We start from the raw sequence: 23,947 nt of genomic DNA, 5'->3' as shown, positions 1-23,947 counted from the left end.
GACGATCGGATGGTGTGTGTGATGCGTGAAGCGGTGATCTGTGAGCCGGTCCGTACCGCGGTCGGTCGTTTCGGGGGTGCGTTGCGGCCGTTGAGCGCGCACGCGCTCGGCGCGGCCGTGCTGCGCGGGCTGATCGAACGGACCGGCCTGACGTCGGCGGACATCGACGACGTGGTGTTCGGGTCCTGCTACCCGACGATGGACGCCCCGGCGCTGGGCCGGGTCGTCGCGCTGGACGCCGGCCTCGACGTCAGCGTCCCGGGTCTGCAGCTCGACCGCCGGTGCGGGTCGGGTGTGCAGGCGGTGGCGCTCGCCGCCATGCAGGTGCAGACCGGGGTGTCGGACCTGGTGGTCGCCGGTGGCGCGGAGAGCATGAGCAACGCCGCCTTCTACTCCACCGGGCTGCGCTGGGGGGCGAAGGGCGGTGACGTCACCCTGCACGACGCGCTGGCCCGCGGGCGGGTCACCGCCGGTGGGGAGAACCACCCGGTGCCGGGCGGCATGATCGAGACGGCGGAGAACCTGCGCCGCGAGTACGGCATCCCGCGGGCCGAGCAGGACGAGTTCGCCCTGCGTTCCCACCAGAAGGCGGTGGCCGCCCAGGCCGCGGGCCGGTTCACCGACGAGATCATCCCGGTGTCGGTGCCGAAGCGCGGCGGAGCGGAGCTGGTGGCCGTCGACGAGCACCCGCGTGCCGACACCACCCTGGAGTCACTCGCCGCGCTGCGGGCCATCATGGGCCGTACGGACCCGGAGTCGACGGTCACCGCGGGGAACTCCAGCGGGCAGAACGACGGCGCCTCGGCGTGTGTGGTCACGCACCCGGAAGCCGCCGAGCGGTTGGGGCTGCGCCCGCTGGCGCGTCTGGTGAGCTGGGCCGCCGCCGGGGTCGAGCCGGGGCGGATGGGGATCGGACCGGTGCCGGCCACGGCCCGCGCGCTGGAGCGGGCCGGTCTGAAGCTCTCCGACATCGATCTGATCGAGCTGAACGAGGCGTTCGCGGCGCAGGTCCTGGCCTGCACCCGCGAATGGGGCTTCAGCGGCGCCGACTGGGACCGTCTCAACGTGAACGGTTCCGGTATCTCGCTCGGGCACCCGGTCGCGGCGACCGGCGGCCGGATCCTCGCGACCCTGCTGCGGGAGATGCACCGCCGGGACGCCCGCTACGGTCTGGAGACGCTGTGCATCGGCGGCGGGCAGGGAATCGCGGCGATCTTCGAGCGCGTCGACGTTTAGTGGGCGGTCGGGGCCGTCGGGCTGACCGGGGCTGTGGTGACAGGGCTGTCTGATCACGTGGGATATGCCGCCGGTTGGGCGGGCCATGCGGCCGGCGGGGCGGCTGGCCGGCGCGCGCCGCGGGCTCCTGCTCGTTCACCGCTCCGCGGTTGGTGGTCCCGCCGGGCGACGCGGTCGCCGGCGGCTGCGTGACCGGGGCGCGGCGACCGGGCCGCGGCACTCGTGGCGTCGAGCCCCGATGCCCGCTACCAGGGTTTTCAGAGCGCGTACAAGCCCCTCGGCAGCCGTCGCCCGCCTCCCGCCGCGGGTCCGCGGGTGTTCGCCGACGGTGACTGAAGGGCACCTTGTGTCCGCCGGCCCCAGTGGCTTGCGGCCCATCCGGCGTGGTCGTTGTCAAGAGGCATCCGGGCAGGACACGCAAAGCCCTCTAGTTGTGCGAACGCGTCACCCTCGCCCGCGCCCGGAATGCTGACCGTCATCGTCAGATCACCGGGGTGAGTTCCATGACGCGCCGGCGCCTGGAGGTCACCCGCGACCCGCGACCGGGGTCAGCCGGGGATGAGCCGCGCCACCCGCTCGCGGTGGTACGCCGGGTCGCCGAACATCAACCGAGCGCTGCCCGCGCGCTTGAAGTAGAGGTGCGCCGGGTGCTCCCAGGTGAACCCGATCCCGCCGTGGATCTGGATGTTCTCCGCCGCGGCGTGCAGGTGGGCCTCCGTGCAGTAGGCGACCGCGAGGCTGGCCAGCAGCGGTAGCTCCGGGTCGTCCGTCGCGGCCGCCTCGGCGGCGGCCCAGGCGGCGGAGCGGGCCGACTCGACCTCGATCAGGACGTCCGCGCACTTGTGCTTGATCGCCTGGAAGGAGCCGATCGGGCGGCCGAACTGCAGGCGGGAACGGGCGTGGTCGACCGCCATGTCCAGCACCCGGGCGGCGCCGCCGGCCTGCTCGGCGGCGAGCGCGACGAGAATCCGCTGGTAGGTCCGCTCGATCGGCGCCCAGCCGGCGCCATCCTCGCCGATGAGCCGTGCCTCGACCGCGTCGAGGTCGATCCGGGCCTGCTCACGGGTCTGGTCGAGGGTCGCCAGCGGGGTGCGGCGCAGCCCGGCCGGCTCCATCCCGCCGGCCGTCCCNGCGTCGACGGCGAACAGACCGACCCCACGCTCGGTGCGGGCAGCGACGAGGATCAGGTCCGCGACGCAGCCGTCCAGCACGAACATCTTGGTGCCGTCCAGACGCCACCGGTCGCCTTCCCGGGTGGCACGTGCCTGTACCGAGGCGTCCTCCCAACGGCCGTCGCGCTCCGCGACGGCGATGGTGGCGATGGTCCGGCCGGCCGCGATCCCGGGCAGCAGCTCAGCAGCGGCGGTGACGTGACCCGTGTGCAGGATCGCCTGACCCGCGGCCACGGTGGCGAGGAAGGGCCCGCCGAACAGGACCCGGCCCATCTCCTCGAAGACCACGGAGAGCTCCGCGAAACCATGGCCCGCTCCGCCGTGCTCCTCCGGAATGCCCAGGCCCAGCAGGCCCAGCTGCTCGGCCAGGACGGACCAGGCCGCCCGGTCGAAATGCGCGATCGTGCCCATATATGCACGGACGGTGTCCGGCGGGGTGGAGTCGTCGAGGAACGAGCGCACCGCCGAGCGCAGTTCCTCCAGCTCCGTGCTGAACGACGTACTCATCGATCCTCCCGAATCTCTGGTAACGGCCCGCGGGCACGCGCCGGGCACGCGCCGGGAAGGCGCCAGGAAGGGTCCTGGTGATTGTCGCCGGTAAAACCGGCACTAGCCACGGGATCGGCGATCCAGTTATTCTGTCGACGTCGTCTGGGGAATGTTCCGGCGCCGTTCGTGCGCCAGGAGGGCGTGGTCCATGAATACCAAGGTCTACACGCACGAGTTCATTGATATCAAGGGCGCGAACCGTGGGAGGTACGTCCATCACATGACGGCGAACTGGAGTCCGATCGGCCAGGAGGAACGCAATCAGCTGTGCTACGGCGTCTGGGGGGTCGTCGGGACCACGGGCCGGTGGCCGCAGGTCGTCAACCTGTGGGAGGAGGACGGTTTCGACGGGCTGGCCGCCGGTCTGCGGCACGAGACGACCGGCGCCGCGTTCCAGGACCCGAAACTCGAGAAATGGTGGTTGGAGGCGGCCGACTATCGCAGCGGCGGCTTTGACCNGGTCCTCGTGCCGGCGCCGTGGACCCGCACCATCGGCGAGCTGTGCGCGGCCGGTGTGCGCGGCGAGCTGTACGCCCATGAGCTGATCAGGGTCCCGCGCGGAACGGCGCCTGATTTTCTCTCCGTCGTCGCGGAGGAGGCGGTTCCGCGTTACGGTGAACACGGCTGGCAGCTCGTGGGTGCTTTTCACGCGGCATTGGCCGACGACTCGGAGTGCATCCTGATCTGGGCGATTCCGAGCTGGGAGGCCTGGGCCGAGCTGGAAAAGGCCGTGCTGGACCGCCGGTCGGGCCCGGGTCGCTGGCAGCGCCGGCTGCTGGACGCCAGCGAGTCGACCCACAGGTTCCTCATGCGTGACGCCCCGCTCTCGCCGATGCGCATCGGCCGGCAGCCCGCCCGAACGGACCGGGAGGAAGGCTGGCGGGACCTGTGACCGCTGCTGATCGCACTGCCTCCCCGTCGCCCGGCCGGCGCGCCGCGGCCCGTGTCGCCGCCCGCGCGAGCAGGCGCTGACGGGTGTCTTCGGTGCTCACTTTGTATAAATTATCCTAGCAGTGGCCGGCGGTGCCGGTGGGCTGACGGGCGGAGACGACGCTGACGGGCGGAGACGACATGGTGCTGCGGGATCTGCTGGAGCGGCTCGGTGTCGGCCTGCTGCTGCACACCCCGGGCACCCCGGCTCCCGGCGGTGCGGACCAGAGTGGGCTCGGCTGCCACCGGGCGCCGGATGTGCCGAGTGCCCTGCTGCTCGCCGAGGCGGCCGGAACCATGGGCGGTGGTCTGGGTGCGGTCCTCGACGGCGAGGTGCTCACCCTGCTCTCCCGACCGCCGTACCCGCCGTACCCGCCGAACCCGACGCACTCGCTGGTTCCGGTCGCCTCGCCCGCGCAGCTGGTCGCGGAAGTCGCGCGGGCGCGGCGGAGTGGCGATGGAGCCGTGCGCCTCCACCTCGGCTTCGACCCGGCCGTCCCGCTCGACCCGCCAGCCCCGCTCGACCCGCTGGCCGCTCGGGACGACCCGTCGCTCGCCGCCCGATTCCCGACTGTGGCGCCCGGCAGCCTGCCGGCCGACCTCGTCCAGCTGCCCGTGGACCTCGTCGTGGCCGGCCGCGGGGTGGTCCGGGCGGGCGCGGCCGGCCTGCTGCGGGCGTTCGCGGAGCGCACCGGTCTCGGTGTGCTCAACACCTTCACGGCCAAGGGCCTGTTCCGCTGGGACAGCCCGTTCCACCTCGGAACCGGCGGCCTGCAGGAACTCGACCTCGCCCTCGCCTTCGCCGGGGCCGGCAGAGGTGCGGGCACCGTCGTGACCGTCGGGCTGGACACAGACGAGTGGCCGGAGGCGCTGGCGCGGGCCGCGGGAGTCCCGGCGGAACGGATCTTCGGGCTGGCGCCGGGTGACCTGGCCGCCGCTGCCGCCGTCCTGCGGCCGGGCGGCACGGTGGACGCCGGGCGGCCGCGGCTGTACCGGGATCTCGCCGCGGTCGTCCAGCCCCTGTACGGGCGGACGGAGGCGCCGCTCAACCCGGCGCGCGCGGCCGCCGACGTCGCCGAGATGCTGCCCGAGGGGGCCGCGGTGTGGACCGAGCCGGGTCTCGCCGGGCTGTGGGTCGCGCGGGCGCTGCCCACCACCCGGTTGGGCAGCGTGCGCGTCCCTCCGGTGGGCTCGGTCGGTGTGGCGGTGGCCGGCGCGCTGGGCGCGGCGCTGCGCCCGGGCGGTGTCGCGGTCGCCGTCGTCGACAGCCTGCCCGCGGACGGTGCCGTGCCCACGCTGCTCGACTGGGCGGCCGCCGGTCCCGGCACGGTCGTGATCGAGATCTGGGGCGTGGGCGGTACGGCGAGCAGCGGCGGCCGCGCGATCGGCTCGGCGGGGGAGCACCGGGAGCGGCTGGCCGCGGCGCTGACGCGGCCGGGTGTGCACGTGATCGAGGTGCCGGTTGACTACCGGGCGACCGACGCCCTGGTCGGAGCGTGCGGGCCGCCCGTCGCCTGGCCGGGTCGGGTACCGGCCCGGCCGGTCACCGGCGCACCCGCCGATGACTCAACGTGAATATTCGGCGGTGTGGGTACCGGTGCTGTCACGGTGCCGCCGGAGACAGGTGCGCTCCGCCAGATGTATACGATCGAGAAGCTGTCGCAACCTCGGTGCCTGGCCGTGTGGTGGGCTTTCGTCCCGCTGGCCGGCGCCGGAAGACCCGAAGGAGCCCCCGATACCTGGCCATGGTCGAGTTCCGTCGGCCCCTGTTTCGGAAGATCGAGGCGGCCGGCGGCCGACGATCGACCGCCGCAGCAGCGGCACCCAGGTCGCGGAGCACATCCGCAACCTGATCTTCACCGGCGTGCTTCGCCAGGGTGATCATGTTCGCCAGGACGAGATCGCCGAGGAGCTCGGCGTGAGCCGGATCCCGGTCCGTGAAGCGATCATCGTCCTCGATCGTGAGGGCTGGGTGACCAACGAGNTGCACCGGGGCGCCTTCGTCCACGGTCTGGACGAGAACTCCGTCCGCGACCACTACGGCATTCTGGGCATGCTCTACGGTTTCGCCGCCGCGCGCGCCACCGAGCGGGGCACNGACGAGGGGATCGGCCGGCTGCGGACCGCCGAGCGCGCGCTGCACGCGGCGACCGACCCCGCCGCCGTCCTCGAGGCGAACGAGGTGTTCCTGCGGCAGATCTTCGCGCTGGCGCGGTCGTCTCGGCTCAAGTCGATGAGCCGGCTGATGGTCGGCATCGTCCCGGGCAACTTCTTCGAGCTCGTGCCCGGTTCGATCGCTCCGCAGAAGAAAGGGATCTCCGCGGTCTACCGGGCGGTGAAGGCCCGTGACGGCGCCGGCGCCAACGCCGCCTTCGTCGCTCTGCTGGAACAGCACGGAGAACGCGTCGTCACGATGCTGCGCAGCCGCAACATTCTTTGGATCCCCGACACGGCGGAGTGAGCCCCCGGCTCCCGCGACGTCCGTCGCTTCCGCCCGTCACCGGTGCGTGCGCCGTCACCGGTCCCGGTGGCGCCGCGCCAAGGAGTTAAGATCCGCTGAAGGGTCCACGGGCGGAGAAACAGGGCGCTCCGCCGATGAGGGGGTATGCCGGTGCGCCGCCAGGCCGGGTGAGCGCGCGGCAGCGAGGAGNTGGAGGCGGACACGTTGGCGACGCCGGAATTCCCGATCCCTGGCAGAAAATGGGGAGGAAGAAACCTGTGGACCTGATGCGAGCCGCTCGCCTCCACATACCCAGTCGCACACTGACGATCGAGGATGTCCCGCGGCCCGTTCCCGGTCCCTGGCAGGTGCTGGTGAAGGTGGCCGCCGCGGGCGTCTGCATGTCGGACGTCCATCTCATCGACGGCACCCTCGGCCGCCCGCGGCACCTCCTGGACGACACCGTCACGATCGGGCACGAGGTGGCCGGCACGATCGTCGAGCTCGGCCCCGAGGTGTCGGACTGGCGGGAGGGTCAGCGGGTCGTCCTGCAGGCCGGGGAGAACAGGGACGGCGAGACCTACACCCGTGGGGTCGACTACGACGGGGGCTGGGCCGAGTACACCGTGGCCGCCATGGACTCGGTGTTCGCCCTGCCGGATTCGATCCCGTTCGAACAGGCCGCCATCATCCCGGACGCGGTGTCCACGCCCTGGGGTGCCATCGTGCACACGGGCGAGGTCCGGCCGGCCGAGGCGGCGGGTGTGTGGGGGGTCGGCGGGCTGGGCGCGCACGCGGTGCAGGTGCTCCGAGCCGTCGGCGCCTATCCGATCGTCGCCGTCGACCCCGTTCCCGCCGCCCGTGAGCGGGCCCTGGCGCTGGGCGCGGACCTCGCCCTCGACCCGCGCGACCGGACAATCAAGGACCAGGTCCTGTTTCTGACCAGGGGCGCCGGGCTCAATGCCGCCTTCGACTTCGCCGGCTCCAGCTCGGTGTACGACCAGGCGCTGTCCGTCCTCGGGCCCGAGGGTCGACTGGTGATCGTCGGCCTGTCCGGCCGCCCGCTGACGATCCGCGACAGCACGACGTTCAGCTACATGAAGCACCGCATCATCGGGCACTTCGGGTCTACCGCCGAGGTCGTGCCGCAGCTGGTCGACCTGGTGGAGAACGGCCGGCTGGACTTCTCCCGCTCCATCACGGACGTGCTCCCGCTGGCCAAGGCCAGTGTCGCCGTCCAGCGCATGCACACCAAGGAGGGGAACCCGCTGCGCCTCATCCTCCAGCCCTAGGGCGACGCCCGTCCGGTGACGAGGGGTGCGTGCCCCGGCGCCGTCGGGAACCGGCTCACTCGCCGTCCAGGCTGACGGCGAGCATGGCCACGTCGTCCTCGTTGCCCCGGGCCCGGTCCAGCGTGGCGAGCAGGCCGTCGCAGAGGCGCTCCGGCGAGAGACCGGGCGCGGCGTGCCGCCGAAGCAGCTCCAGACCCGTGTCGATCGGGCGGGAACGGTCCTCGACGAGCCCATCGGTGAACAGCAACAGGGTGCTGCCGGGTTCCAGGGTCAGCTCCAGCTCCGGGAAGTCCGGCGAGCCGGCGCCCAGCGGCGGGCCCGGCTCGACCGCCGGGTACCAGGGCCGCTCGTGGGGCGGTATCACCAGCGGCGGGAGATGGCCGGCGGACGCCACGGTGAGCTTCCCGCTGGCGGGGTCCAGGACGGCCATCGCCACGGTGGTGATGCTCGCCTGCTCCAGGCGGTTGATCGCCGCGTCCAGCGCGGCGAGGACGGCAGCCGGCTGGAAGCGCTCCACCGCGTAGGCCCGGGCCGTCGCGCGCAGCTGGCCCATCGTCGCCGCAGCGTGCAGCCCGTGGCCCATGACATCCCCGATGACCAGCGCCAGCCGGCCGTCGTCCAGGACCAGGACGTCGTACCAGTCGCCGCCCACCAGTGCCCCCGCGCTGCCCGGCAGATACCGCCAGGCGAAGGTCAGCCCGGGGACCTGGGGGAGCGTGCGCGGCAGGAGACTGCGCTGCAGGGTCACCGCGATCTCACGTTCGCGCTCGTACTGCAGCGCGTTGCCGAACGCGCCGGACGCGCGCCGGATCAGATCCTCGATCAGGTCGGTGTCGCCCGGCCCCACCCCGGACGCCGGCCGGCCGAGCGCGACGACCGCGGCGCTTCGGCCGGCGACCACGAGCGGGATCGCGAGGGTGCCGCTGGCCGCGTCCCGCACGGTCTCGCGGCGCGTGGACGCCGCCAGGACCGGGGGCGGTGGGTGGCCACTCAGCGAGCGCAGGGCGTCCGACCGGCCCGCGGTGGCGGTGGTCACGGCGGTGGCATCCAGCGCGGTCTCCTCGGAGAAACCGCTCGCCGGGATCCGCCAGGCGGCCGCGGCCTCGGCGAAGCGCGGCACCAGCAGCCGGATCAGCCGGTCGAGTATCTGGCCGGAGTCCAGGGTCGAGACGAACAGCTCGCCCGCGGTGGTGAGGAACGCGGCCCGATCCCGGGCCTGCCGTTCCGCGGTGAACAGCCGAGCCCGTTCCAGTGCGAGGGCGGTCTGCGCCGCCAGTGCCTCCACGAAACCGCGCTCGTCGGAGTCGAACAGGCGCGAGTGGTCGAAGGAGAAGCGCAGCGCGCCCAGCACCCGGTCCGCGACGACGAGCGGCAGGCAGCACATGGCCACCACGCCCGGTTCCAGCTGGGCGAGCGCGGGGTAACGCGCGTAGCACTCGGCCCGCGACTCCAGCCAGACCGCCTGGCCACTGCGCAGGGCGTGCACCGCCGGCAGCCGGTCGTCGAGGCGTTCGGCGCGGATCTGCGCCATGAGCTCCTCGCCGTACCCGACGGCCCCCGGAATCTGGATCTCGCCCGCCGGATCCCCGGGCTGGGCGGGGACCAGCAGGACGCCGCCCGAGGCACCGAGGGAGTTCACGCTCTCCGAGACGACGACCGCCGCGACCTGTTCCGGTGTCGTGGCGCCGGCCAGCGCGGCGGTCACCTGCTGCAGGCGGGCCGCCCGCTCGGCGGCCCGCCCGGCCAGGACCTCCGCATCGAGCGTGTCGAGCAGGAACTGCTCGAAACTCGGTGTGGCGGGCCGGGCCTCGCCGGCCTCCACCGCGCGCAGCTGCTCCACCAGCGCCCGCACGTACCAGCGGCGGAAGGCGATGTGCTGCGGCGGCGACTGCAGGGTGAGCAGCCGGGCCGCGCGGGCGTAGCTCTCGATCTCCTCCAGCGCCGCGAGGTAGGCCTCGCCGGCGTCGGCGGACCGCGGCGACAGCGAGATATCCAGCTGGGTACGTGGCGCGCCGGTCGCCGCGGCGGCCAGTGCCTGCCGTTTGATCGCCTCCCGGGGCGCCGCGAACCGGGTCGTCACGATCCGCAGCAACTCCGCGAGCCGGCCCGGGAGGGGCTCGCTCGAACCGCTCTCGGCACCCGCGGTCGCCAGCGCGAACTCCCGCACCAGCCCGTCAACGTGGTTCTTCGCCGCGAGCAGCAGCTCCGTAGGGATGTCCCCGAGGCGGACCGTGACCAGCTCCGGACTGCCCGGCGGCGGATCGGGGCTGATCGAGGCGCCCACGAGCGGGGCGGTGACGGAGTCGGCGGCCTCGAGGGTCAGCTCCGCCCACACGACCTTGCCGGTCCCGCCGCCCTCACCGCGCTCCACGGCCCCGCCGCCCTCGCGGCCGTCGACGCCCCACCGGGCGGCGAGCGAGGCAACCAGCCCGATGCCCCGGCCGGTGAGCCCCTGCCCGCCCGTCGGCGGGCACACCGGAGCGGCCGGGCTGCCGTCCGCGATCTCGATCCGCACGGCCCGGTCAGCGACGAACAGCCGGGCCTCGACCGGGGGGCTGCCGTGCAGCCAGGCGTTGGTCGTCAGTTCGCTGGCGACCAGGACCGCGTCCGGCCGCAGCTCGGCCCACAGCTCACCGGCCAGGGCAGTCTTCACCAGCCGACGGACGATGGAGGGCGCCGACGGGTCGCTGCCCAGGGCCCACCTGCCCACCGAAACCCAGCACTCGGCCTGCCGGGGCGCCCGGGCACGCTCCGCGACCGGCTCCGCCGTTGGCCGCGGGTCCGCTCCGGCCGAGCCGTTGTCCACTGCCCATGTATACCTGTGTCCGGCGCAAAGCACCCGTTCGGCCCTCGTAATCGACCGCCGCGGCCAACACGCCCCGGAAACCGCCCACGTGGGTCAGAGTGTTCTACCGTGGCGCCTTTGTGCTCCGGGCACATCGGTACGGATGCCCAGTCTTCCCAGCATCTGGACTCGACGGTGTGACCCCACCGACGTGGGACCGATCACCGGACCGGGTACGAGCCAGGTTGTCGGGCGGGCGGGACAGCGAGGGAGTGACGCCGGTGACCATCGACGCGACAACAGCGGCGACAACAGCGGCGCGGCCCGCGGCCCAGGCGGGTACCGGGCCGGGCGCCGAGGGTGGGCTCACCCAGCCGCGCTGGACCCACATCGCGCTTCCGTCCGGCGATCTGGACGCGTCCATCGCCTTCTACACGAGCATGACCCCGCTGGTCGTGGTGGCGGAGCGCGCGGACGCCGACGGCCGCAACGCCTGGCTGTCGAACCCCGGGCAGTGGGAGACGCCGTTCGTGCTGGTGCTCGCCGCCTTCAACCACAGCAGCGGCAGCCAGCAGGGGATCATGAAACCGTTCGCGCACATCGGCATCGAACTGCCCACCCGCGCGGACGTCGACGCCGCCGCCGACCGGGCCCGGGCCGCCGGGTGCCTGCACTGGGAGCCGCGGGACATGCCCGACCCGATCGGCTACATCTGCGCGGTCACCGACCCGGACGGAAACGTCATCGAGTTCAGCCACAACCAGCGGGTCTTCGAGACCGTGCGGGAGCTGTGGGGCCCGAAGCGGTGACCGCCACGGCCCGGTCAACCGGTTCCCCGGGCGCCGGGACCGCCGCGCCCGCGGCCGGGACCGGTCTGCCGGCAGGGCGGAGCGGACTGCCGGCAGGGGGGAGCGGCCTGCCGGGAGCCTGGAGCGGTCTGCCCGCCCCGGCGGCGGCCTACATCGCGGCGCTCAACGCCGGTGATCCGGACGCCGTCGCGGCCTGCGTCACCGAGGACTTCCGCAACGAGCACGCGTCGCCGGTCGGTCGGGGGTGCGCCGGGCGGGCGGCCTACCGGGAGCGGCTGCCGGGCTTCTTCGCCTCCTTCCCCGGCCTGCGGTACGCCCCCGACGGCGAGCCGGTCACGGCGGGCGACCGGCTGGCCGTGCCGTATCTCATGACGGCCTCGACGGCGGGCGGGCCGCTGCGCATCCGCGGACTGTGGCTGTTGACGCTGCGGGACGCGATGGTCGCGCACCGCGTCGACTACTGGGACAGCGGGTCCGTCCCCGCGGCCTGACCTGTTCGAGACGCCGGCGGCCCGGCTGGAGACCAACGGCAGCCGGGCCGCGGTGGCCGAGCGCAACCACGTCCACGGCAACTCGGTCCTGGACTGTCACTCGCTGCCAATCGGCTGTCACCCGGCTGACGATCCCGCGTCCACCGTTGCCCTGTGCCGGATAGTGCGTCCGGACGATCATTTCGGTGGAGAGGGGGGCGGATGGCGAGGAGCCGGACACCGATCGGCACACCCGATGCTGATCCGTCGGCGGGTGGTTACGCAGCGGCCGGCCGGCCGGCCCGGACGGGTCTTGCCCTGGTGCTGCTCGCAGGCGTGGCTGTCGCGCTGTCGCTCGGCGTGTACGCGAAGGCGCACGAACCCGCGGCCCGTCCGCTGTTCACCCTGGGCTTCTCCGGCATGCTGGCGATGAAGGCCTGGCTCACGACGGGGGCCGCCGCCCTGCTGCTGGTGCAGCTCACCACCGCGCTGTGGATGTGGGGGCGGCTGCCAGGGGCGGGACCCGCGCCGGCGTGGGCCGTGCCGGTGCACCGCTGGAGCGGCACCGTGGCATTCGTCCTCACCCTCCCCGTGGCCCTGCACTGCGTGTGGGCGCTCGGCTTCGCCGCGGATGATGCCCGCACCCTCGTCCACAGCCTGGTCGGCTGCCTGTTCTACGGCGCCTACGCGGCGAAGATGCTCGGGCTGCGGACTGCCCGGCTCCCCGGGTGGGCGCTGCCGCTCCTGGGCTCGGCGGTGCTTCTCTGCCTGGTGGTGCTCTGGCTGACCGCCTCGCTGTGGTTCTTCACCCGACCCGACCTCCCGAAGTTCTGAGAAGGGCAGCGAGATGGCGCAGGAAACGCCGACGAGGCGAGTTGTGCTGCCGGGCCTGGTCGTGACCGTGGCGGGTGCCGCCGCCGGCTACGCCGTCGCTTCCAACAGTGCGGCCGCCGACCCGAAGCCACGCACGGCCGCGGCGAATGGAGCCGGTCCTGGCGACGGAGCCGGTGCCGCCGGTGGCGGCGGTGCTGCCGGCGGGGGTGCTGCCGGCGGGGGTGCTGCCGGCGGCGGCGGTCCGGCGCCGCTCGCCCAGCTGGCCGACGTGCCCCCGAACGGCGGGCTGGTGCTCGGTGACGCCGGGATCGTCCTGGTCAGGGATGGTGGCGACGGGGTGCAGGCGTTCTCGGCCGTGTGCACGCACCAGGGCTGCACTGTCTCCTCGGTGGCGAAGGGTCAGATCATCTGCCCCTGCCACGGGAGCAGGTTCGACGCGCTCACCGGCGAGCCGGTGGCCGGGCCAGCGAAGAAGAAGCTACCGCCCATCGCGGTGACCGTCCGTGACGATGCCGTGTTCGGTGCCTGAGGAGACGGACGCAGATGGAGCTGAGCAGCATCCGGGTGACCACGGCCACCGGCACGGTGGAACTGAGCCCGGACCGTCCCCACGTGATCGGCCGCGGCCGCGAGTCGGACGTCCCGGTGGCCCACGCGAAGGTCTCCCGGCGCCATGTGGAGCTCGTCCCGGAGCCGCGGGGGTGGGTTGCCCGTGACCTGAGCAGCAACGGTGTCTGGCAGGCCGGCGCCCGGGCGAAACAGCTCGTCGTCGAGGGAGAGGTGCGCCTGCGGCTCGGCGGACCGGACGGGCCCGAGATCCTGCTGCGCGCCGAGCGGCCACGACAGCGGCCGCCGGCTGTGCCCGCCGGATTCGACGCCGGGAACGCCGAGGCCGAGACCGTCCTCGCCGGGCAGGGGCGTGCAGCGGGACCTGCTCCGCGGTCGGGTGGCCGGCGGCTTGGGCCTGCCGGGCGGCTGGGCGGTGCCGGGCCTGCGGGCGGTGCCGGGCCTGCGGGCGGCGGTGCGCCCGCCCCTGCGCTGGCGGGCTGGCTGCGCATGCTGCCCACCCTGGTCTGGCTCGGGGCGGTCGGCTTCACGCTGGGTGCCCTCGTGGCACTGCGCTGAGCCGGCTGCCCGTCCGGCGGGAACGGGTGATCCACCCGACGTCCCGGCCGGGGATTTTCCGGTGCGGTCGCTGCGTATTCTGGCCGGCGAACAGAGCAGCCGGAAACCGGCCGCGGCCGTTCTTTCCCCGCGGCGGTCCGGTGTTCGCCGGGAAACGTTCCACCCCGGCGGCCTGGAAATCCGTGGGCACCGGCGACCCGTCGGCCCGCCCGCACCGGCCACGGCCGGTTCCGGCGCCCGGAGAGTCGTGCGCGGCCCGCCCGGCCGGAAGGTGGGGCGGGAATCCGCGGACATTGCGGAAGGGAAGTCCGGTGAGCGGCAGTACTGAGTGGCTCGTCTGCAAGGTCGGCTGCATCGAATGCGGGGTGATCGAGGAGCCGGCGCTGCGTATCATCGGCGTCTACCCCGATGAGCAGCAGGCCGTCGCCGTCGCCCGCGACGCCGCCAGAACGATCGCGAAACGCTGGGGGATGACCAACCCGGAAGAGCCCTATGCGGTGCGGGCCACCGAAACGCTGGGCTCGCGCCTCGGCGCCGGCTGGATGTGGACCCCCGCGGACCACGAGCAGGTCTATGCGGTGCGGCTCGCCGCCGGCCTTCCCGCAACACCGGGCTGACCTACCGCGGGAGGGCGAAGGCGTGGCCGCGGGCCGGGGCACACCGGCCGACCGTGCCCAGGCCCCGCGGTGCCGCGGTACCGCGGTTCGCGTGGTGTCGCGGTCAGGGTAGTCCGGGCTGTGTGGGCAGCCGGGGCAGGCTTTCGTCCCGCTTGCGGGGGGACAGCTATCCCTGGGGAGCGAAGGTCTGCGAGGGCAGGATAGGTCCTGTTCCCGGAATGGCAGCCGGGGCGGGAGAAGGGAGAGGGTGGGAATCAGCGGAGCCGTGAGAACGCGTCAGGCGATGACCGCGCGAACCGGGTGTGCAGCCAGCTGGCGGGGCCCCTCCTGCCCCGGCGGTGATCGGCGTGAGCACACCCCGCTCCGGAGGGCGTACCCGTGGTAGGGCCCTTCGATGAGGATTCCGCCGGCGGGCGGAATCCGGCCCAGGCCCGGGAGCACTGACGAAGGCCCGGCACACACGTGCCATCTGCTACCAGCAGCCTTCGCATCTCCCGGGCCTTCGCGCTTCCCAGCCCTCGTGTTTCCAGCTTTTGTGTTTCCCGGGCTCCATGTTCCCGGCAACCGTGGCGCACCGCCCGCAGCCCTCGCCTCGCCCGGGTCCTATGGTCGGGCGGGCTGCCGAAGCTCGACCTGTTTGCCGTCCGGCTCGGCGACCCAGCCGAATCGCCCGACCCCCTCGATCTCCTGAATCTCCTCCGCGACGTCCGCTCCCTTGGAGCGCAACTGCGTGAGCCTGGCTTCCAGGTCGCGGACCCGGAAGTTGAGCCTGGTCCGCTGGGCCCGGGATCCGGAGTAGTCGCTCTCCGACTCGAACGCCGCGAACACCGTCGGCCCGGCCGGCTGACGCCACAGGCAGTCTCGACAGCTCCGCCACCCGGTGTGCGCGGGCGCGCTCCGCTGCGTTCGGCAGGTCAGCGGCATCCGCGTGGGGACCTCGGAGCTCGGCCGCGTGGAACCAAGATAGTCAACCGCGTTGACGGCCGCCCGTTCAATTTATGATCTTGAAAGAGTGAAGGCATTCGGCGGTGATCGCCACCTCCTACGAGGTTCCGACGAGCGGATGATCCCGCCCGTATGACAACGGACAAGGCGGCTTTCGTGTCCGGCCCACCGCTACGGGAAATCGGCTGTCTGGTCGGTGAGCGGCAGGAGTCGCTGCTGCTTTTCGGCCTCGGCATCCCTGTCATGTATCCGGAGAATAATGATCAGTGGGGTGCGCGTTGCAATCGTTTCCGGGTCGGAGGCGCCGAGCCGATCATCCTGCAGGCCGACCCGGTTGAGCGTGAGTTCCCGCAGCCCGGCCAGAAACACGGTCCGTTTTGCCGCGCTGATCCACCAGACCTTCGCTCCGCGCTGTTCCGCCCGTGTGGCGACCTTGAGGGCGACCGTGGTCTTGCCGATGAGGTCCGCAACCGCTCCGTTCCGGGCGTGCTACGACGCCAGCCGGCCGGGGCTGGTGACGGTCACCTGGCCCGGGTCGCTAGCCGGCCGCGCGGTCCTCGGCGACGGCCTCGCCCACCGGAGCGCCGGTGACGTCGTGCGCCGCGAGGTCGGGAACGGCGGCCCCGCCCCGCGGTTCGCCATGCCACTGGACGAGGTTCCAGCCGGCCGCGGGGTCGCCCTCGAGGGTGACCATGCCGGTGTTGGAGAGCCACCGATCCTCGACGGACCCGACCCCGCCGGCCCGGATGCCGACCCAGGCCCGGATCGCGGCACCGTGACTGACGACCAGGACGGCGTCATCCTCGTCATGCGCGGCGGCGATGTTCGCGATGGCGGCGTCATAGCCGGCGACGAACAGCTGGCCGCTCTGCCCACCCGGCATCGTGCGGGTCAGATCGCCGTTGATCCAGTCGCTGACCACGTCGAGGTAGGTCGTGATGGAGTCGCGGTCGCTGCGCAGCTCAAGGTCGCCCGCAGTGATCTCCTCGATGCCCTCGGTCACCGCTACCCTCAGCTCGCGTGCCTCGGCGAGGGGCGCCGCGGTGAGCTGGGTGCGGATGAGGACCGAGGCGTAGATCGCCGAGATCGTCTCACCGCGCAGCGCGTGGGGCAGGGCCCGCGCCTGTGCGTGACCCAGGGCGGTCAGCTCGGCTCCCGGACGCCCGGTGTCGAGCGCACCGGCGACGTTGTACGGGGTCTGGCCATGTCGAAGCAGCATCAGGCGCATCGCGGCCGAGTCTAACGTCCGGTGTGCGCCCCGTCCGGCAGGCCGGCGCCGGCCGTTGTCAGCTTGTCCCGGCCCGGTGGATCCGCAGCCAGCGGAAGCCGTAACCGTCCAGGTGGAGGTCGAGCGAGACGGCACCACCGTCACCGGTGACCAGCTCATCGCCGGCTCCCGTGGTTCCGGCGAGACCGGCCAGCCGGTCACCGGGCTCGACCCCGGCCAGCGGGAGGCGCAGGCGGGTCGGCTGGCGGCCGAGGTTGTGGACGGCGACGATCGTCTGGCCGTCGAGATCGGCGCGGTGCGCGAACACGGTCGGGAAGTCCGGGCAGTCGAGGGGCGTGCAGGTGCCCCAGGCGAGCTCCGGGCAGCGTCGGTACTCGCGGATCAGCCTGGTGAACCAGGAGAGCAACGAGTCGGGATCGTTCCGCTGGTCCGCGACGTTGATCTTCGCCGGGCCGAAGTCGCCCTCGACCACCGGGCCCGGCAGCCGGTCGGGCGCGGCCGTCGAGAACCCGCCGTTGGGGCCGTCGTCCCACTGCATGGGGGTGCGCACGGCGAGGCGGCCCTCGGCGGCCAGGTTCTCGCCCAGGCCGATCTCCTCGCCGTAGAAGAGGGTCGGGGTGCCGGGCAGCGTGAACAGCAGGCTGTAGACGAGGCGGAGGCGGGCCTGGTCCCCGCCGAGCATCGGCGGCAGCCGGCGGCGCAGCCCGCGTCCGTACAGCTGCATCGACGGGGGGCCGAACGCGGCGAACACCTCCTGCCGCTCGTCCTCGCTGAGCTTGTCCAGGGTCAGCTCGTCGTGGTTGCGCACGAAGAGGGCCCACTGCCCGTCCTTGGGTGCCCCCGGCCGTTCCCGCAGGGCCGTGGCGAGCACCGCGGCGTCCTCGCGGGCGAGCGCCAGGTAGAGCCGCTGCATGCCGGGGAAGTCGAAGCACATGGTGAGCTCGTCGCCGTCCTCGTCCCCGAAGAACGGGCGCAGCTGCGGATACGGCAGGTTGACCTCGCCCAGCAGGATCGCCTCGCCGTTGCGCCGGGACAGGAACGCCCGCAGGTCACGAAGGTATTCATGGGGGTTCGGCAGGTCGTCGGCGGCCAGCGAGCCGGCCGTCTCCAGCAGGTAGGGGACCGCGTCGACGCGGAAACCGGAGATCCCGAGCTCCAGCCAGAAACCCATCACCCGGCCGATCTCGTCGCGCACGGCGGGATTGGTCACGTCCAGGTCGGGCTGGTGTCGGTAGAACCGGTGCAGGTAGTACTGGCCGGCCTCCTCGTCGTACTGCCAGAGGCTTTTCTCCTTGTCGGGGAACACCACACCGGACGGACCGTCCGCGGGCGGCTCGTCCCGCCACACGTAGTAGTCGCGGTAGGGCGAGTCGCGGCTGGAGCGCGCCGAGCGGAACCACGGGTGCTGGTCGGAGGTGTGGTTCACGACGAGGTCGACGAGCACGCGCAGGCCTCGGTCGCGGGCGAGGCGCAGGAACTCGACGAGGTCACCGTGAGTGCCCAGCCGTGGGTCGACGCCGTAGAAGTCAGTGATGTCGTAGCCGTCGTCGCGGTCGGGGGACNGGTAGAACGGCATCAGCCACAGGCAGGTGACGCCCAGCTCGTGCAGATGGTCGAGACGCTCCGCCAGCCCGCGGAAGTCACCGCACCCGTCACCGTCGGAGTCGAAGAACGTCTCGACGTCCAGGCAGTAGACGACCGCCGTCTTCCACCACAGGTCGGCCGTTCTGGTCAGCTTCACGCCGGTACCGCCGCCGGCCGGGCCCGCGCCACCGAGCGGGAGGTGTCGCCCGTGGGCTCTGTGGGCTCCGTGAGCTGCGGGAGCACCGAGCCGGCGAAGACCTCGATGAACTCGTCGAGGTGCTGGCCGACATGGTGCAGGAAGATCTCCTCGTAGCCGAGCTCGGCGTAGTTGGCGAGCCGCTCGGCGTGCCAGCCCGGTTCGTGGGAGACGTTGACGGTCTCGGCGACGACGGCCGGCGGCACGTGCGCGGACATCGCGTCGAACGTGTCGGTGTGGTCGATGTCCCAGCATGCCGGCGGCGGGAACACGTTCGAACGCCACTGCTCGTGGGCGATGCGCAGCGCCTCGTCGGCGTCGGCGGCGTAGCTGAGATGGACCTGCAGGCGCAGCGGACCCCGCCCGCCCGCGTCGCGGTAGGCGTCGGCGACCGCGCGCAGCCGCTCCTCCGGCGCGTTGACGGTGATCAGGCCGTCCGCCCACCCGGCGCACCAGGCCGCCGTCCGCGGGCTCACGGCCGCGCCGACGAGCGCCGGTGGCTCGGCGGGCAGGGTCCACAGCCGGGCCCGGTCGACGGTGACGAGGCCGTGATGGGTGACCTCCTCACCGGCGAACAGGGCGCGCAGCACGTCGACGCACTCGCGCAGCCGCGCGGACCGGACCGGCTTGGCCGGCCAGGGGGCGCCGGTGATGTGCTCGTTGCTGGCCTCGCCGGTGCCGAGCGCGGCCCAGAACCGGCCGGGGAACATCGTGGCGACCGTCGAGATGGCCTGGGCGCTGATCGCCGGGTGGTACCGCTGGCCGGGCGCCGTGACCACCCCGAAAGGCAGGCTCGTCGCCTGCATCGCCGCGCCGAGCCACGTCCAGGCGAAGCCCGACTCGCCCTGCCGGGCGCTCCACGGGGAGAAGTGGTCGGACGACATCGCCGCCCCGAAGCCGGATCGCTCGGCCAGCACGACGGCGCGCAGCAGCTCACCGGGGGCGAGTTGCTCATGGGACGCATGGATGCCGAAAAGAGTCACGCCGGCCTATCTGCCCATTGGTCGGGCGATAACCCGGTCCGGCGGGCTACGTGTCGTCCGGGTAGCGCACGGTCACGCCACCACCGCTCGAACCGACGTCGATCAGGCGGGGGCTGGCGGGATCGTGGCGGACCCCGCTGGTGCGGACCGATCCACCGCTCGACGAGGCGCGGATGTTGTAGGGCCCGCCGGTGTCGGGCACCACCACGGTGACCCCGCCGCCGGAGGAGCGGACCTTCGCCTCGCTCGGCGGCGCGGCGAAGGTGAGGCGCACACCGCCGCCACTCGACGATGCGTCGACCACCTCGGACCGCAGGCGCGAACCGCTGATCCCGCCGCCGCTGGCGCGCAGGCGCAGCTGCCCACCCACGTTGTCGACGCGCACGCCACCGCCGGACGACGAAACGTCGACCGCGCCGTCGATGCCCTCGACGCGCACGCCACCGCCAGATCCGCGGGCGAGGACCTCGACGTCGGCGGGCACATGGATCGTGTAGTCGACACCGCACCACTGGCCGAGGAAAGCGGAACACGACGCCCGCACCACGAGCTTCTCACCGTCGACCCAGGACTGGTCCGTGGGCTTCCGCAGCCCGTAGGTGATCTTCGCCTCGACCAGGATCTCGTCCGCCTCGGTGGCCACGATGCGCGTGCTCCCGGCGCCGTTGCGCACGTCGAGTGAGCGGGCGTCCGCGGCGAACACGGCACGTGTGCTCGTGCGCTCGAAGGACCACGCCTGGACGTACCAGAAGACGCCGTAGACGAGCGTTCCGACGGCGACCAGGCTCCCGAAGGTGATCCAGGCCGCGCGGGCGAAGGAGGGCTCGGGGGATGACGGCGCCGACGACGGTTCCGGCGCGGGCGCCGGTCGGGTTCCGATGGTCACGATGCCCCCCAGCTACTGGATGCCGAGCCTGGTGAAAGTGCCGCTGACGTGTTTCCCGACCGTGCCGCCGCCGCCGCCGACCGTGCCGCCGCCGGCGGCGAGGGCGAGTCGGCGGGCGAGGGCGAGTCGGCGGGCGGTGTCGGTTCGGTCATGATCCGCATGGCAGCTCCACGAGTACCGAGGTCGGCCCGCCCGGCGGGCTCAGCACCCGCATCCAGCCGTCGAGTCCGCGCACCCGCTCGTCGAGGCCGCGCAGACCGGTTCCTCCCGTCAGGGTCGCGCCGCCGCGACCGTTGTCGCTGATGTCGATCGCGAGCAGCGTGCCGTGCCGGGCGATGGACACCCGTGCCGCCGTGGCCTGGGCATGCTTCGTGACGTTCGTGAGCGCCTCGGCCACGACGAAGTACGCCGCGCTCTCGACGCTGGCGGGAGGTCGGGGCTCGACCGCGATGTCGAGCTGGACGGGGATCGGGCATCGCGCGACCACCGCGGACAGCGCCGCGTCGAGGCCGCGGTCCTCCAGGATCGCCGGGTGGAAGCCCCGCACCAGATCACGCAGCTCGGCGAGCGCGGCCTTGGCTTCCTGGTGCGCGTTGGTGACGAGCTGGCGGGCGCGGTCGGGGTCCTGGTCGAACTTCTCCCGGATGATGCCGAGGTCCATCGCCAGCCCGACGAGCCGTTGCTGCGCACCGTCGTGCAGGTCACGCTCGATGCGTCGCCGCTCGGCCTCGGCACTGTCGACCGCGGCGGTGCGGCTGGCCTCGGCCGCGGTGCGGCTGGCCTCCAGCTCGGTGACCTGCGCGCGCAGCGCGACCTCGGGCGAGGGGCCGAGGAGCGCGCGAACGATCAGCCCACCGAGCGTCGAGAGCGCGACGGTCGCCCAGGGTGCGACGAGCAGCAGCCCGAAGGCTCCGGTGAGGCTGCCGGCGAGCGCGCCGTCGGGGCCGGACAGCTCGAACAGGCCGAACTCGGCACTGTCACCCGGCAGCGAACCGATGTACAGCGGCAGGATCAACAGTGCGAAGGATCCGCTCCACACCGCCGTGAGCACCACGAGCTTGATCGCCCCGGTCGGCAGCAGCAGGAGGCAGTACGCGATCTCGCGCCACCGGCTGCCGGAGGTGGCCCGCTGACCGAGGCGCCCGAACCAGCCGCGGCTGGTGAACGGTGCGTGCGGTGCCGGCAGGTGCACGCCCAGCAGGGCGGCGGCCCGCGACCGCTCGATCCTGCCGGCGAGGTCGGCGCAGCCGAACAGCAGCCAGACGAACGGCAGCGCGAGCGGGAAGACGATCAGCAGGCTGGCGGAGAGCGCCAGCAGCGTGACGACGAGACTGAAGGTGACCGTGCCGACGAACAGGTCGAGCACGCCGTGCACGACGCCATACCACGTACGTGCCGTTCGCCACGGGGAGAGCAGCTTCCTGACCACACCGTTCACCGTAGGGACGTCGCCCACCGGCCACCATCCCGTCTGCCGCCCTCACGGNGGTGGTGCTTTCCCCACCAACCGGTTGCCGGTCCTCCGTAGCCGGAGGGGTGCCGTGGAGCAGACGATCTTCTGATTCGCCGGGTGGGAGCTTTACCTTGACACGATGACAAGGCGTCCACTGGGTGTCGGAGGTGGTACCGATCAACACGACAGACGGAACCCCGTGGAACACCCGTGCGGCCGCCGCCCTCGCCGCCCTCGCCGCCCACGACCCGTCAGCGCGGCTTCGGGCGGCCCTGGCGATCGGCTCGAACGCCGGCTCCGGCTCCGGGCTTGACTCCGGCTCCGGCTCCGGCTCGGGCTCGGGCTCCGGTTCCGGCCCCGAGGCCGAAGCCGAGGCCGGAGTGGTGGAGATGCTCGTCGAGCGGTGCGCGGTCGAGCCGGACTTCTTCGTGCGAGACATGCTGTCCTGGGCGCTGACCAGGCTCTCGCCGGAGATCACCCTGCCCCGGATCCGGCGGGAACTCGGCTCCGAGCGCGCCCAGGCCCGCAGCCAGGCGCTGCACACGCTCTCCAAGATCGGCGATCGTGGCGCGTGGGCCTGGATCACGCGCGACCTGCTGCGCGACGGCGACGACGAGGTCGCGCGCACCGCGTGGCGGGTCGCGGTCGTCCTCGTTCCCGAGGCTGAGGATGAGCGGGAGGACCTGGCCGAAGAACTGGTCGGGCAGCTCGGCCGCGGCGACCGCACGGTGCGGCTGAGCCTGAGCCGGGCACTCGTCGACCTCGGCGAGGTGATCGAGCCCGCGCTGGAAAGGGCCGCGGCGAACGCCGATCCGGAGGTGGCCGCGCACGCCCGGGCCACCGAGCTGCTCCTGCGGGACCCGGAGACCGGCTTCGACGCGGCCATCGACGAGGCGAGGCGAGTCGTCGCCCTCGGCCCGACGGAGGCTGTGGATTGCTGATCGGTGAGGTTGCCCGCCAGTCGGGGGTGAGCGCCCGGATGCTTCGGCACTACGACGCCCTCGGGCTGGTGCGACCGACCGGTCGCACCGTCGGCGGCTACCGCGAGTACTCCGCCGAGGACCTGCGCAGGATCTTCCAGGTGGAGAGCCTGCGGTCCCTCGGACTTTCGCTCAGGCAGATCGGGCGCGCGCTGCAGGACCCGTCCTTCACCCCGTCCGCCCTGGTCGGCGACCTCATCCGGTGGACGGAAGACCGCCTGGAGCGGGAGCGGGAGCTGCTTGAGCGGCTCCGAGCGATCGACGCGTCGGCGCCCTCCGGCTGGCAGGGCGTCCTGCGGATCGTCGAGCTCATGCAGGGGCTCACCTCGGCCAGCGCCGCGCACCGGCAGCAGGCCGCCCTCGCCCGGCCGGAGGGCGCGTCCGTTCCCGCCGAGCTGCTGGCCGGGGCGGTCCTCGCCGAATCCGACGCCAACGTCGCGGGTGCCCTGCGGTGGGCGCTTGCCCGCTCGGGCGGCGACGGTCTGGTGAGCCTGGCCGCCGGCGCCCACTCGGCGGATGTCGACATCCGCCGGCGCGCGGTGCTGGCGATCGCCGAGCTGCCCGAAGCGGCGGGTGCGACCGCGGTGCTCACGGACGCGCTCGCCGACCCGGACCCGACGGTGCGCCGGCACGCGGCGCTGGCGTCCGGCCGGCGAGGTGTGACCGAGGCCGTGCCGACGCTCGTCGGCATGGTGGTCGAGGGCGTCAACGACGTCGAGGCGGCGGAGGTCCTGGGAACGCTTTTCGCGGAGCCGGGGTGCGCGGACCGGATCCTGGCCGCGCTGGTGGCCGAGCTCGACGCGCACACCGGGGACACCGGGGTGCGGATACGCCTGGCCCAGGCGCTCGTCGAGCTGTCGGGGACCACCGCGTGCGACGTCCTGCGCCGGCTGGCCCAGGACGACGACCGGGCGGTCGCCCTCGTCGCCGCGACCTTCGTCGGAGTGCTCGAAGAGCGGTCGCCGGAGGTCTCGGACTCGACACGGGACAGCCCCTCCGGCCCGTGGGCGAAATAGCCACCCAGGACGGCGGGTCCCGGTGGTACCGGTCGCTCCGGGAAGGGAATGACACCGATTCTTCCGGTGATTCTCCGCGGAATACGAGCTGGCCCTTGACTGCCTCTTCGCCGGTCACTGCTCGGTCGGCTCCTTCACCGCCGAAGGGCTNGTCCGCAATACCGGAAGTCACGGATTGCGCAGCTGCGGTGCTGCCCGGGTGGCAGTGCGCAGCGGGCGCCGGAGTGGCGGACGAGTCGCTGAGCGTGCAGGCCAGGCTGCTCGGAGCGGCGCGGTGTGCCCGTTGCCACAATATTGACAAACTCGATCGAGATGGCCGAGTATGGACGGTGTGTCGACAACCGCGTGTGGCCACGGCCTGACCTCGCGTCGATGTGTCGACTTCAAGCGCATCTGTAGCGCGCTCTGTTNGGACTG

21 protein-coding genes and 4 pseudogenes are annotated in these 23,947 nt (G+C 72.8%); 14 read left to right on the top strand and 11 right to left on the bottom strand.

Going from position 1 to position 23,947, the window contains the following annotated elements; genetic code table 11:
• Positions 1-21 precede the first annotated feature (21 nt).
• Positions 22-1,236: an acetyl-CoA C-acetyltransferase gene (locus tag UG55_RS05545; RefSeq protein ID WP_066064150.1), complete on the top strand. Its 1,215-nt coding sequence runs from the start codon at positions 22-24 to the stop codon at positions 1,234-1,236.
• Positions 1,237-1,784: 548 nt separating this feature from the next.
• Here UG55_RS05545 and UG55_RS32780 read toward each other — a convergent pair.
• A pseudogene (locus UG55_RS32780) lies at positions 1,785-2,366 on the bottom strand (acyl-CoA dehydrogenase family protein); the annotation flags it as partial.
• A gap of 1 nt (position 2,367) precedes the next feature.
• Positions 2,368-2,915 (bottom strand): acyl-CoA dehydrogenase family protein (locus tag UG55_RS32775; RefSeq protein ID WP_242423778.1); only part of this gene is annotated, 548 nt, incomplete at its 3' end.
• A gap of 1,113 nt (positions 2,916-4,028) precedes the next feature.
• Here UG55_RS32775 and UG55_RS05530 point away from each other — a divergent pair.
• The 5 genes and pseudogenes from UG55_RS05530 (at position 4,029) to UG55_RS05520 (ending at position 7,619) form a co-directional block, all read left to right on the top strand.
• The gene (locus UG55_RS05530; RefSeq protein WP_066063732.1) at positions 4,029-5,462 is read left to right on the top strand and encodes a hypothetical protein; all 1,434 of its coding nucleotides are present in this window, start codon (positions 4,029-4,031) and stop codon (positions 5,460-5,462) included.
• Positions 5,449-5,871 (top strand): annotated as a pseudogene (locus tag UG55_RS32770) (GntR family transcriptional regulator); the annotation flags it as partial. The gene UG55_RS05530 and the pseudogene UG55_RS32770, both read left to right, overlap by 14 nt.
• Before the next feature lies 1 nt (position 5,872).
• Positions 5,873-5,984 (top strand): annotated as a pseudogene (locus UG55_RS46660) (GntR family transcriptional regulator); the annotation flags it as partial.
• A gap of 1 nt (position 5,985) precedes the next feature.
• Positions 5,986-6,348 (top strand): FCD domain-containing protein (locus UG55_RS32765; protein ID WP_242423777.1); only part of this gene is annotated, 363 nt, incomplete at its 5' end.
• Between the two features lie 257 nt (positions 6,349-6,605).
• Positions 6,606-7,619, top strand: coding sequence for a zinc-binding dehydrogenase (locus tag UG55_RS05520; RefSeq protein WP_066063729.1), 1,014 nt, complete (start codon positions 6,606-6,608; stop codon positions 7,617-7,619).
• A 55-nt stretch (positions 7,620-7,674) separates the two neighbouring features.
• On the opposite strand, the gene UG55_RS05515 is transcribed toward UG55_RS05520, so the two are convergent.
• The gene (locus UG55_RS05515) at positions 7,675-10,425 is read right to left on the bottom strand and encodes a SpoIIE family protein phosphatase (protein ID WP_242423776.1); all 2,751 of its coding nucleotides are present in this window, start codon (positions 10,423-10,425) and stop codon (positions 7,675-7,677) included.
• A gap of 260 nt (positions 10,426-10,685) precedes the next feature.
• Here UG55_RS05515 and UG55_RS05510 point away from each other — a divergent pair, with 260 nt between their 5' ends.
• The 6 genes from UG55_RS05510 to UG55_RS05485 all read left to right on the top strand — a co-directional run bounded on the left by UG55_RS05510 (position 10,686) and on the right by UG55_RS05485 (position 14,259).
• The gene (locus UG55_RS05510) at positions 10,686-11,213 is read left to right on the top strand and encodes a VOC family protein (RefSeq protein ID WP_083986472.1); all 528 of its coding nucleotides are present in this window, start codon (positions 10,686-10,688) and stop codon (positions 11,211-11,213) included.
• The gene (locus UG55_RS05505) at positions 11,195-11,704 is read left to right on the top strand and encodes a nuclear transport factor 2 family protein (protein ID WP_199865045.1); all 510 of its coding nucleotides are present in this window, start codon (positions 11,195-11,197) and stop codon (positions 11,702-11,704) included. The genes UG55_RS05510 and UG55_RS05505 overlap by 19 nt, the downstream gene beginning before the upstream one ends.
• A 201-nt stretch (positions 11,705-11,905) precedes the next feature.
• On the top strand, positions 11,906-12,517 hold the full coding sequence (locus tag UG55_RS05500; RefSeq protein ID WP_396230811.1) for a DUF6529 family protein: 612 nt from the start codon (positions 11,906-11,908) through the stop codon (positions 12,515-12,517).
• Positions 12,518-12,530: 13 nt separating this feature from the next.
• Positions 12,531-13,046, top strand: coding sequence for a Rieske (2Fe-2S) protein (locus UG55_RS05495; RefSeq protein ID WP_066063722.1), 516 nt, complete (start codon positions 12,531-12,533; stop codon positions 13,044-13,046).
• 14 nt (positions 13,047-13,060) lie between these two features.
• Positions 13,061-13,642, top strand: coding sequence for an FHA domain-containing protein (locus UG55_RS05490; RefSeq protein WP_066063720.1), 582 nt, complete (start codon positions 13,061-13,063; stop codon positions 13,640-13,642).
• A gap of 311 nt (positions 13,643-13,953) precedes the next feature.
• Complete coding sequence (locus UG55_RS05485; protein ID WP_066063718.1) at positions 13,954-14,259, top strand: hypothetical protein; 306 nt, start codon at positions 13,954-13,956, stop codon at positions 14,257-14,259.
• Between the two features lie 603 nt (positions 14,260-14,862).
• On the opposite strand, the gene UG55_RS05480 is transcribed toward UG55_RS05485, so the two are convergent.
• From UG55_RS05480 to UG55_RS05450, 8 genes and pseudogenes are all read right to left on the bottom strand, one after another.
• Positions 14,863-15,183, bottom strand: coding sequence for a VOC family protein (locus UG55_RS05480; RefSeq protein WP_083986436.1), 321 nt, complete (start codon positions 15,181-15,183; stop codon positions 14,863-14,865).
• A 192-nt stretch (positions 15,184-15,375) separates the two neighbouring features.
• Entirely contained in the window at positions 15,376-15,573 is a 198-nt protein-coding gene (locus tag UG55_RS05475; protein WP_066063717.1) for a hypothetical protein, read from the bottom strand.
• A 169-nt stretch (positions 15,574-15,742) separates the two neighbouring features.
• Positions 15,743-16,432 carry a histidine phosphatase family protein gene (locus UG55_RS05470; RefSeq protein WP_066063715.1) on the bottom strand — a complete coding sequence of 230 codons (690 nt, stop codon included), beginning with the start codon at positions 16,430-16,432 and terminating at the stop codon, positions 15,743-15,745.
• A gap of 58 nt (positions 16,433-16,490) precedes the next feature.
• Positions 16,491-17,994 (bottom strand): annotated as a pseudogene (locus tag UG55_RS05465) (alpha-amylase family protein); the annotation flags it as partial.
• 1 nt (position 17,995) lies between these two features.
• Positions 17,996-18,173: alpha-amylase family glycosyl hydrolase (locus UG55_RS32760; protein WP_242423812.1), on the bottom strand; the 178-nt coding region annotated here is incomplete at its 3' end.
• Positions 18,170-19,195 carry a TIGR03885 family FMN-dependent LLM class oxidoreductase gene (locus tag UG55_RS05460; protein ID WP_083986435.1) on the bottom strand — a complete coding sequence of 342 codons (1,026 nt, stop codon included), beginning with the start codon at positions 19,193-19,195 and terminating at the stop codon, positions 18,170-18,172. The genes UG55_RS05460 and UG55_RS32760, both read right to left, overlap by 4 nt.
• Before the next feature lie 46 nt (positions 19,196-19,241).
• A complete protein-coding gene (locus tag UG55_RS05455; protein WP_066063712.1) occupies positions 19,242-20,081 on the bottom strand; it encodes a hypothetical protein in 840 nt (279 codons plus the stop codon).
• 148 nt (positions 20,082-20,229) lie between these two features.
• Complete coding sequence (locus tag UG55_RS05450; RefSeq protein ID WP_199865043.1) at positions 20,230-21,510, bottom strand: sensor histidine kinase; 1,281 nt, start codon at positions 21,508-21,510, stop codon at positions 20,230-20,232.
• A gap of 182 nt (positions 21,511-21,692) precedes the next feature.
• Between UG55_RS05450 and UG55_RS05445 the strand changes: the two genes are divergently transcribed.
• Positions 21,693-22,475 (top strand): HEAT repeat domain-containing protein, encoded by a 783-nt coding sequence (locus UG55_RS05445; RefSeq protein ID WP_066063708.1) that lies wholly within the window; start codon positions 21,693-21,695, stop codon positions 22,473-22,475.
• A complete protein-coding gene (locus UG55_RS05440; RefSeq protein WP_066063706.1) occupies positions 22,469-23,530 on the top strand; it encodes a MerR family transcriptional regulator in 1,062 nt (353 codons plus the stop codon). The genes UG55_RS05445 and UG55_RS05440 overlap by 7 nt, the downstream gene beginning before the upstream one ends.
• The last annotated feature ends 417 nt before the right edge of the window (positions 23,531-23,947 follow it).

It is taken from the genome of Frankia sp. EI5c (assembly GCF_001636565.1).
GTDB lineage: Bacteria > Actinomycetota > Actinomycetes > Frankiales > Frankiaceae > Parafrankia.
This window is presented reverse-complemented; position numbering and strand designations above follow the sequence as displayed.

Bases quoted from the DNA above. Each gene is read 5' to 3' on its own strand.
- UG55_RS05545 (WP_066064150.1), top strand. From the start codon at position 22: ATGCGTGAAGCGGTGATCTGTGAGCCGGTCCGTACCGCGGTCGGTCGT.
- UG55_RS05530 (WP_066063732.1), top strand. From the start codon at position 4,029: ATGGTGCTGCGGGATCTGCTGGAGCGGCTCGGTGTCGGCCTGCTGCTG.
- UG55_RS05500 (WP_396230811.1), top strand. From the start codon at position 11,906: ATGGCGAGGAGCCGGACACCGATCGGCACACCCGATGCTGATCCGTCG.
- UG55_RS05495 (WP_066063722.1), top strand. From the start codon at position 12,531: ATGGCGCAGGAAACGCCGACGAGGCGAGTTGTGCTGCCGGGCCTGGTC.
- UG55_RS05490 (WP_066063720.1), top strand. From the start codon at position 13,061: ATGGAGCTGAGCAGCATCCGGGTGACCACGGCCACCGGCACGGTGGAA.
- UG55_RS05480 (WP_083986436.1), bottom strand. From the start codon at position 15,183: ATGCCGCTGACCTGCCGAACGCAGCGGAGCGCGCCCGCGCACACCGGG.
- UG55_RS05470 (WP_066063715.1), bottom strand. From the start codon at position 16,432: ATGCGCCTGATGCTGCTTCGACATGGCCAGACCCCGTACAACGTCGCC.